Raw genomic sequence first — 4,545 nt, 5'->3', positions numbered from 1 at the left:
TTGTCGGACTCGGAAAGCTTGGAAAGGTCGGGACGCGGGAGCTTGTTTGCCATGCCGCTATGATGAACGAAGCGTCCGGCGTTTACAACATGTATATTTCATCGTCACTCAGGCTGAACAGTTACGATTTTGCATAGGAGAACGCTATGGCAAAAGGTAGATTGCGTGCGGAAATGCGAGAAGTTGCAGCATGGGTTGACGATCTTCGTCAAACATTCGGGGAAGAATACATCGACAAGATTATCGCCGCAGGGATGAGGGGCCAACCGGTGTTCTCAGCATGCGAAAATGGACACGCAATTGGGACACCAGTACCTACAGGCGATAAAGTCATAAAGGACGAAAACGGAAATCCTTATATCCTCGTTAAAGCAGATGGAACACGGGAAAAGTACGACCCCGTATCGGATACGTTTGCGCCAGAAGATTCAGTGCCCCCTCGCCCGAAACCTTCTCGACGCCCCCGCGTTCGCTAGATTGCCATGCATCCCTACCGTAGGATGTGCGAGGGTGCCGGCACATCGTTCTTTATCAGTAGAAATTTGAAAAGAAGATTGACCCGGTCGCCGTCGTGATGGGCGAGCCTTCCGCCAAAGCGTGAGTTTCCTTATGTCGTTGCGCATTTCATGCTTATCGCGCGGCCGTCTGCCCCCTCAAAATTAGTCGTGATTTTAAGCTGACCACTCCATAACCAAGGAGTATCAGCCATGAGGGCACATCGAATTACCGGTAAATTCCGTGCGATCGCCGGTCCCGATGCCAGCAGGCTCGGATTTTGATGAGGACCGAGCCGCTTCCTGCCCGTTGTCTGGGCACTCAACTTCATTTTGTGTAGTCCGGACGGACTGCGGGCGTCAAAACGCCTCGATCCCGGCCTCCTTCAAGTAGACCAAACGCCGCAGATTGTATGCAGCGACTTTCCAATTGAGCTGCAACGTCGCGCGCGCCAGGCCGATGGTGCGCAGTGCCTTGCCTCCCAACTGCGCCATGCCGGCAAACACATGCTCGATGCGGGCACGGGTCTTGGCGATGCGATTGTTACGCCGCTCCTGGGCTGCCGAGATCGGCTTGTCCTTGCTTCCTTTGCGCTGGATGTGCATGCGCCAGCCCTGTTTGCTTAGCAGCTCTTCACGCTCGCCGTCGACGTAGCCCTTGTCGGCCAGGATGTTACGGTTCGTGTTGGCCGGATCGAGCACCTCTTCAAAGTGCAACGTGTCGTGCTCGCTGGCCGTGCTCACCTTGATTCTGCGTACCAGCTTGTAACGCTTGTCGGCATTGGCCGAGACCTTGTAGCCAAAGTAGGACTTGCCGTGCTTCTTGGTCCAGCGCGCTTCCATGTCCTTCTGACGGCGCTTGGCAGGTTTCCATTCGATGGGCATGGCGTTATCTTTCAACAGCGCCGTCTCCGTCTTGCTCAGCGACTGCTTTGGCGCCTGCACGATGCTCGCGTCGACCATCTGCCCGCCGCGCGCGATGTAGCCGTGTTTGCTCAACTGCCGGTTCACTGTCTCGAAGATGCTCTCGCTGGCGCCGGCCTGGATCAGGCGTTCTTTAAAAGTCCAGATCGTCGTCCGGTCTGGTATCTGGCTGCTTGAGCGCAGCCCCACAAATCGCTGGAAACTCAGGCGGTCGAGCAACTGGAATTCCATCTGTTCGTCGCTCAGGTTGAACAACTGCTGAATCAGCAAAAGGCGAACCATTAGTTCGGTTGGGAACGGGGGACGACCGCCGCGTTCGCGGCTGGGGCGCGGCGCTGCACGGTCCACTTCCTCCGCCAACGCGGCGAAGTCGACGTGCTGCTCCATCACCTGCAGCGCATCGCCCAGCTTGTTCAGCTTGGCTTCGCGCTCCTGGTCGGCAAACAGACTGGTTTTGATCATGAGGAAAGCGTCAGAATCGATGGTTCATCATCATGCCATGGACGGGGTGGTTTTTCGAGGTGCCCTTGGGTGGATTGCCCCTTGCGGGGGCGGGGGAGATGCGGGAGAGACGGTACCAAACCACCTCATAAATCTTCCGATGAGCATCAATAAATGTTGCTAAATTTAAAATGTTCTTGTGAAAATCGTGTATCATAATGAAAACTTTAATCCACAACGTCGCGGCACCGCTGGCGCTAACGCTTAGCGTCGAGCACTCAATATCAGCACGCTTTACCGTGGCAAAAGTTGGGGTCGTGGAGTATATGCAGTCTGGCGAAACCTCCCGCAAAGTCTGCAAGAAATTGACCTTTTTGTACTATGCTCGCTTACTAAGAAACGACATACGTAGCGGCGATGGAGTTGCTGCCTTTTGGGAAAGCATGGTCAAGCTTTTGGCAATGAGGTGCTTTACATTGTTAATGCCATGGAAGCGGATATTCAGGCCTCGGCTTGTTATTATCAATCGAATATTTATAATAGTTATTTCCTGAAATTTCATACTTTGAAAGAGATGCATCATGTTTTTAGATATATTTGTAAAGAAAGAGAGCATCTGGAACTATGAAACCTCTGCAACTGGAGGAGTGGGGTTAGGCTTCTTTGCGGCATCTGGCGGTTTGGTTCGATTGAAAGATCCGTCCGGAAAGTCGGTCGATTTGCATTACGGGGCTGTGGGCCTGGGATTATCCAAGGGGTTTAAAAGCCCAAAACTGCCAAAACTGCCAAAATTTCCGCAGCTCAATGTACAAAGTAAGTCAGGCGGGTTATCAACAACTGATTTTCCAGCCTTTGGAAATGTATTTGTAACGAAAACCCATACAAAGGACGACCTTACTATCGATGATATCAAAGGAATTTGCATCATTTGCGAAATTGGGGCTGGTTACATTGCAGGCTATTCAGCAACAGCTATTCTTGTGGGCATAAATCCAGCATACTTAGGGATGGGAAATGTGGGACCTGTACTCGCTGCTGCTTCTGCCAAGGGCATAATTATCATGCACGGGGTAAATGCGGGTCTGCAGATAGGTGGTGGGGTAACAGCAAGCTTGGCGTATTTGAGGTAATATGCGAGGACTTGTTAGTGGTGGCCAATACGTGCGAGTTACTGTCTGAAGTCAGGATCTATCCTATCCTTCTCAGGAAGGGATAAGGGTTGGTTCTCGGTCATGGCCTGCGGTTTGACTCCGGTGCGCTGGATCGTGGCGCCTGTTGCAGTGGCCACGGCCGCGCCTACATTGCTTCCGGTCACGTGCCGCTCTACGCTCAGTGCGCGGGTTCGTTCCCTCACCTGCGAACCACTGACGTGTCGTAAACCCTTCAGGCGACGACGGGTCTCCCTGAAGCGATTGCCAGATTTCGACGGTTATCGCCTTGCCATCGCGCCCGATTTCTTTGTTGGCCTCGTCGAAGCGGTCCACGCCCAATACCGTTGCCTTGAAAAAAGGCATCGTGAGTCGACGCTTTGCGGCGTCACTGTGGCACTGGCCGATGCGCTCGCTAATCGTCAAGGCGCCGGCTCGATCGTCATCACTGAGCGCATGTGTGCCCCCAAGTTGAGGGTTGGTCACACCGCCATCCTCGGACAGGTTGAGTTTGCCGTCCGCGCCCGTGTCGATATCAACGTCAAGCGGGAATGCGAACTCGGTCTTTCACCCACCAACGTCCTCACGGGAGCTGGCGGATCGAGTGGATCCACTTTGACCAGACTAGGCAGGCATGCAAATAGGGAAGCGAATAGCTCCCCTAGCAAATTATTAACACGATAAGACGTGTAACAATTGAAAGCGGCGCAAAAAAAATGCGTGCAGAGCCAGCAATGAGCTATCCATTTTAATGAACACAAGGAGTTGATGATGAGTATTTTGTCCGGATTAATACCACCCAAAACCTCAACTGGGAGTTTGATTTGGGGTATGGTTTTTTTCTGTGCTTCTGTAAGCTTGCTCTTATTTGGTTATTCGGGCATAAAAGACCGGGGCGAATTTATTAAATCCACATCGCGTGCGAATGGTATTGTTATTAGCAAAGAAAATGGTAAGTATCATGCCGATATACGTTTCAGCACTGAAAAAGGTGAGGTTGTAAACTACACCCAGCATGGCTATACATCGTTCGAGGTTGGGGAAAACGTTTCCGTTTTATACTACGCGCACGATCCTCGCAAGGATCCTAGCACAGATGCATTTGGTTCGTTATGGGGAGGCTCCATTACGCTATTCGTATTGGGACTTCTGACATTATTTTTTTCTTGGCTATCGATATTCAAGTCTAAGTATCGCATTTAGTATCAAGCCTTCCTGCCCGCCCAATAAAAAAGGCCCGCCGGGATACCGCGGCAACGGCGCGCAGCCGAGGCAGCATGCATATCTAGGGAAAATAGTGGAACCAAGTAGCAACGACCAATTGGGATCGCAGGTGAGCTAAAAATGATCACAGGTGAGCTAAAAATGATCATAGGTGAGCTAAAAATGATCATAGGTGAGCTAAAAATGATCGTAACTATTCAGCCGCTATGCAACTGATGGGATAGGCGCGCCGACAAATGCGCGCTGTAGCACTGCGAGCATGTTGTGGCCCTGTTTTCGCAGGGTATCGAGGCAAGAACGGATGACGCAGAAAT

Annotated in this window: 4 protein-coding genes; 3 read left to right on the top strand and 1 reads right to left on the bottom strand. The window is 51.9% G+C overall.

Annotated elements, in window-relative coordinates; translation table 11 throughout:
• Positions 1 to 854: 854 nt before the first annotated feature.
• Positions 855 to 1,880 (bottom strand): IS5 family transposase, encoded by a 1,026-nt coding sequence (locus F2P45_RS33735; RefSeq protein ID WP_166882580.1) that lies wholly within the window; start codon positions 1,878 to 1,880, stop codon positions 855 to 857.
• A 560-nt stretch (positions 1,881 to 2,440) separates the two neighbouring features.
• Between F2P45_RS33735 and F2P45_RS33730 the strand changes: the two genes are divergently transcribed.
• The 3 genes from F2P45_RS33730 to F2P45_RS33720 all read left to right on the top strand — a co-directional run bounded on the left by F2P45_RS33730 (position 2,441) and on the right by F2P45_RS33720 (position 4,210).
• The gene (locus F2P45_RS33730) at positions 2,441 to 2,989 is read left to right on the top strand and encodes a hypothetical protein (protein ID WP_166882579.1); all 549 of its coding nucleotides are present in this window, start codon (positions 2,441 to 2,443) and stop codon (positions 2,987 to 2,989) included.
• A 282-nt stretch (positions 2,990 to 3,271) separates the two neighbouring features.
• Positions 3,272 to 3,691, top strand: coding sequence for a hypothetical protein (locus tag F2P45_RS33725; protein WP_166882578.1), 420 nt, complete (start codon positions 3,272 to 3,274; stop codon positions 3,689 to 3,691).
• Between the two features lie 87 nt (positions 3,692 to 3,778).
• Positions 3,779 to 4,210 carry a DUF3592 domain-containing protein gene (locus tag F2P45_RS33720; RefSeq protein ID WP_166882577.1) on the top strand — a complete coding sequence of 144 codons (432 nt, stop codon included), beginning with the start codon at positions 3,779 to 3,781 and terminating at the stop codon, positions 4,208 to 4,210.
• Positions 4,211 to 4,545 lie beyond the last annotated feature (335 nt).

This window comes from Massilia mucilaginosa, assembly GCF_011682145.1.
GTDB classification, from domain to species: Bacteria; Pseudomonadota; Gammaproteobacteria; order Burkholderiales; family Burkholderiaceae_D; genus Telluria_A; species Telluria_A mucilaginosa.
Note: the sequence above shows the minus strand (reverse complement) of the source record. Positions and strands in the feature narration are given on the sequence as shown.